This window comes from Cypionkella sp. (assembly GCF_036782355.1).
In the GTDB taxonomy this organism is placed as follows: domain Bacteria; phylum Pseudomonadota; class Alphaproteobacteria; order Rhodobacterales; family Rhodobacteraceae; genus Cypionkella.
Genome location: NZ_DAIPZF010000042.1, coordinates 2,535 through 7,037, shown reverse-complemented (window position 1 = coordinate 7,037; position 4,503 = coordinate 2,535). Strand labels below are relative to the sequence as shown.

At 63.0% G+C, this 4,503-nt stretch carries 3 protein-coding genes; all 3 read left to right on the top strand.

Annotated elements, in window-relative coordinates:
* On the top strand, positions 1-2,757 hold a 2,757-nt coding region (gene polA / locus V7Q10_RS13595; protein WP_333869664.1), incomplete at its 5' end, for a DNA polymerase I.
* A gap of 64 nt (positions 2,758-2,821) precedes the next feature.
* On the top strand, positions 2,822-3,496 hold the full coding sequence (locus V7Q10_RS13590) for a cupin domain-containing protein (protein ID WP_333869663.1): 675 nt from the start codon (positions 2,822-2,824) through the stop codon (positions 3,494-3,496).
* Between the two features lie 21 nt (positions 3,497-3,517).
* Positions 3,518-4,503 (top strand): flavin monoamine oxidase family protein (locus V7Q10_RS13585; protein ID WP_333869662.1); only part of this gene is annotated, 986 nt, incomplete at its 3' end.

The following is a 4,503-nucleotide window of genomic DNA, read 5'->3' as shown; positions in this document are numbered from 1 at the left end:
TTTATTTTTAGGGCCTATCACGCGCTACCGCCGTTGACGCGCAAATCGGATGGCATGCCGGTGGGGGCTGTGGCGGGGTTTTGTAACCTGCTTTGGGGCGAGCTGACCGCCAGCCGCAAAGAGGTCGCCGCCACCCATATTGCGGTGATTTTCGATGCGGGATCAAAAACCTTTCGCAATGACATCTACCCTTTGTATAAGGCCAACCGCCCCGAACTGCCCGAAGATCTGCGGCCACAGTTTATCTTTACCCGCGAGGCCACCCGCGCCTTTAACGTCACCTGCATCGAGGTCGAAGGCTATGAGGCCGATGACATCATCGCAGCCCTTGCCCGTCGCGCGGTCGAGGCTGGCGGCACGGCGACGATCATCTCCTCAGACAAGGATCTGATGCAGCTGGTGGGGCCGGGGGTTGATATGCTGGACCCGATGAAGAACAAGCGTATCGGGCCGGATGAGGTGTTCGAGAAATTTGGCGTCGCACCCAATCGGGTTGTCGATGTGCAGGCCTTGGCGGGCGATTCGGTTGACAACGTGCCGGGTGCGCCGGGCATCGGCATCAAGACCGCAGCCCTGCTGATTCAGGAATACGGCGATCTGGAAACGCTGCTGACGCGGGCGGGCGAGATCAAACAGCCCAAACGCCGCGAGGCTTTGCAAAACAACGCCGATCTGATCCGCATTTCGCGCCGCTTGGTGGCGCTGGACGCGGATATGCCGCTCGAGGCCGATTTGGCGGCGATGGCGCTGCGCGAGCCTGACCCCGAGGTGGTGCTTGGCTTTCTGAACGCGATGGAGTTTCGCACCCTGACCCGCCGTGTGGCCGAAAAGCTGAAGGTCGAGCCACCCGCGCTGGCCGAAGGCGCTGGCATGCATGTGGCGGGCGCGCATGACGCGCCGCAAGCCGCACAAGTGGCCTTTGATGTGGCCGGATACGAGCGCGTCTCGACCATGGCGCAGCTGCACGACTGGGTGGCGCGGATCAACGCGCTGGGCTTTGTGGCGGTGGATACCGAAACCACGTCGCTGGATGAGATGAAGGCCGATCTGGTCGGCATCTCGCTTTCGGTCGAGGCCGGCAAGGCCTGCTATATTCCGCTGGGCCATACCTCGGGCGGCGGCGATCTGTTTGGCGCTTCGGTTCTGGTCGAAGGTCAGCTGGATCTGGCCGAGGTTCTGGCAGCCCTCAAGGGGGTGTTGGAAGACCCTGCGGTGCTGAAAATTGGCCAGAACATGAAATACGACTGGAAGATTTTCGCAAGATACGGCCTGCGGGTCGGCCCCTTTGACGACACCATGTTGATGTCTTCGGCGATGCAGGCGGGGCTGAACGGCCACGGCATGGATGCTTTGTCCGAGAAATATCTGGGCCATTCGCCCATTCCGATCAAAGACTTGATCGGATCGGGTAAATCGGCGGTGACCTTTGACAAGGTCGATATCGACACTGCGGTGCGCTATGCCGCTGAAGACGCCGATGTGACGCTGCGGCTGTGGCAGCTGTTCAAGCCGCAGCTGCACCGCGCGCAGGTGACCACGGTTTACGAGACCCTAGAGCGTCCGCTTGTCACGGTTCTGGCCGAAATGGAGATGGCAGGCGTTCAGGTTGACCGCGACACCCTAAGCCGGATGTCGAACGCCTTTGCGCAGAAAATGGCGGGGCTTGAGGCCGAGATTCAAGAGGCCGCAGGCCAGCCGTTTAACGTAGGCTCGCCCAAACAGCTGGGCGAGATCTTGTTTGACAAACTGGGCCTGCCGGGGGGCGAAAAGGGCAAAACCGGCGCCTATGCCACGGGTGCGGATATTCTGGAAGATCTGGCCACCGAACATAAGCTGCCCGGTCTGGTGCTGGATTGGCGGCAATTGGCCAAGCTGAAATCCACCTATACCGACGCGCTGCAAGACCATATCAACCGCGACACGGGCCGGGTGCACACCAGCTATTCGATCACCGGTGCGGTGACGGGGCGGCTGTCGTCAACCGACCCCAACTTGCAAAACATCCCGATCCGCACCGAAGAAGGCCGCCGCATCCGCGAGGCATTTGTCGCCCCCAAGGGCAAGGTTCTGGTCTCGCTTGACTATAGCCAGATCGAGCTGCGGATTTTGGCGCATATGGCCGATATTCCCAGCCTACAGCAGGCCTTTAAAGACGGCATCGACATTCACGCCGCCACCGCAAGCGAGATGTTTGGCGTGCCCCTGTCCGAGATGACCTCGGAGGTGCGCAGGCGCGCCAAGGCGATCAACTTTGGCGTGATCTATGGCATTTCCGGCTTTGGTCTGGCGCGCAACTTGCGGATTCCGCGTGCCGAGGCGCAGGGCTTTATCGACCGCTATTTCGAACGCTATCCCGGGATCAAGGAATATATGGCCGAAACCGTGCGCTTTGCCCAAGAGCGCGGCTTTGTGCAGACCCTGTTCGGGCGCAAGATCCACACGCCTGAAATCAACGCCAAGGGGCCCGCAGCCGGTTTCGCCAAACGCGCTGCGATCAACGCGCCTATTCAGGGCACGGCGGCCGATGTCATCCGCCGCGCGATGATCCAGATGCCAAAGGCGATTGCCGATCTGCCCGCCACCATGCTGTTGCAGGTGCATGACGAATTGCTGTTCGAGGTCGAGGCCGAGGCGGCAGAGGCGCTGATCGCGACGGCCAAGCGGGTGATGGAGGGGGCCGCCCATCCGGCGGTCGCGCTCAAGGTGCCGCTGATTGTCGAGGCGGGGCAGGGGCTGAACTGGGCTGCGGCACATTGATCTGGCAATCGGCGGTCTGCGCACCATGTTGCAAAGGGGGCGCTGGGGGCCTTTGGGGGATGCTATGGAATTGAACGCCGATTTTAGCGCCGCGGTGCTGGTGCGGTTTGATCAGATTGCCTGGCAGGCCTCGCCGATGCCGGGGGTGGATCGGCGGATGCTGGACCGTATCGGCGGCGAGGTGGCGCGCGCCACCTCGATTGTGCGCTATGCGCCGGGCAGTCGGTTTTCGGCCCATACCCACACGGGGGGTGAAGAGTTTATCGTGCTTGACGGGGTGTTTCAGGATGAACACGGCGATTATCCGCAGGGCAGCTATGTGCGCAACCCGCCCACCACCGCGCATAGCCCGCGCTCGGATGCGGGCTGCGTGATTTTTGTCAAACTTTGGCAGTTTCACCCAGACGACCGCACCCAGTTTCACACCCTGATGACCGAGGCGCTTTCTGCGCCTGTGGCGGGGGTGGCGACCGCGCTGCTGCACCGCGATGCGTTTGAGGTGGTCAGCTATAGCGAGCTTGCGCCTGATGCGACGCTGATCAAGACCGATGCGGGCGGCACCGAGATGTTGGTGATCGCGGGCAGCGTGCTTTGGGGCGGCGAAAGCCTTGGCGCGGGCGATTGGCTGCGCCTGCCCGAAGGCCAGCGGCTGGAGGTGACGGCGGGGGCGCTTGGTGGCAAGGTTTGGATCAAGACCGGGCACCTGCCCCATGCCAAAGCGCCAGCGGTTGGCCTTTGATGCAAGCGCGGTAGGGCAAAGATGCGGGTTTTGATTGTGGGCGGCGGTCTGTCTGGGCTTGCCTTGGCCGAAGCCTTGCAGACGGCAGGCATAGACTATCAGCTGATTGAGGCGCGCGACCGCTTTGGCGGCCGCATTCTGACGCATCAGCACGGGCAGGGCGCTTTCGACATGGGGCCCGCGTGGTTCTGGCCGGGGCAGCCGCGTATTGCGGCGCTGATCGCACGGCTGGGCTTGCAGAAGTTCGAGCAATACGCCGAGGGGGCCTTGGCCTTTGAAGACGCGCGCGCCCAAGTGCAATATGGCCGCGGCTTTGCCTCGATGCAGGGGTCTTGGCGGCTGCAGGGCGGGCTTGGCCGCCTGATACAGGCCCTTGCAGATCGGTTGCCGCAAGATCGCTTGCAGAAAAACGCGCGGCTGGTGGCCTTGCGCAAAACCGATCACGCGATGCTTGCGACCTTGGCCGATGGCACAGAGATCATCGCCGACCGCGTGGTGCTGGCGCTGCCGCCACGGCTTGCGGCGCAGATCAGGTTTGAACCTGCTCTGCCGATCCCGGCGCTTGCCGCGATGCAGGCGGTGCCAACTTGGATGGCGGGGCAGGCCAAGGCGCTGGCGGTCTATGACAGCGCCTTTTGGCGCGAGGCGGGGCTTTCGGGCGATGCCAGTAGCCGCTTTGGCCCGATGGTGGAAATTCACGACGCCTCGCCCGCCGATGGCGGCCCGTTTGGGCTGTTCGGCTTTATCGGCGTGCCGCCGCAAGGCCGCCGCGATCTGGAGGCGCTGCGCCAGCAAGTCACCGCACAGCTGACGCGGCTGTTTGGCCCCAAGGCTGCAAGCCCTTTGGCGGTCTATCTGCAAGACTGGGCCTCTGAGAGCTTCACCGCCACCCCCGCCGATCTTGCGCCGCTGTCGGCGCATCCAGACTATGGCCTGCCGCCCGCTTGCCAAGGGCTTTGGGACAACCGCCTTCTGCTGTCAGGCACCGAAGCCGGCAGCGAATTTGG

Coding starts and splice junctions, on each gene's coding strand:
- V7Q10_RS13590 (WP_333869663.1), top strand. CDS start 2,822: ATGGAATTGAACGCCGATTTTAGCGCCGCGGTGCTGGTGCGGTTTGAT.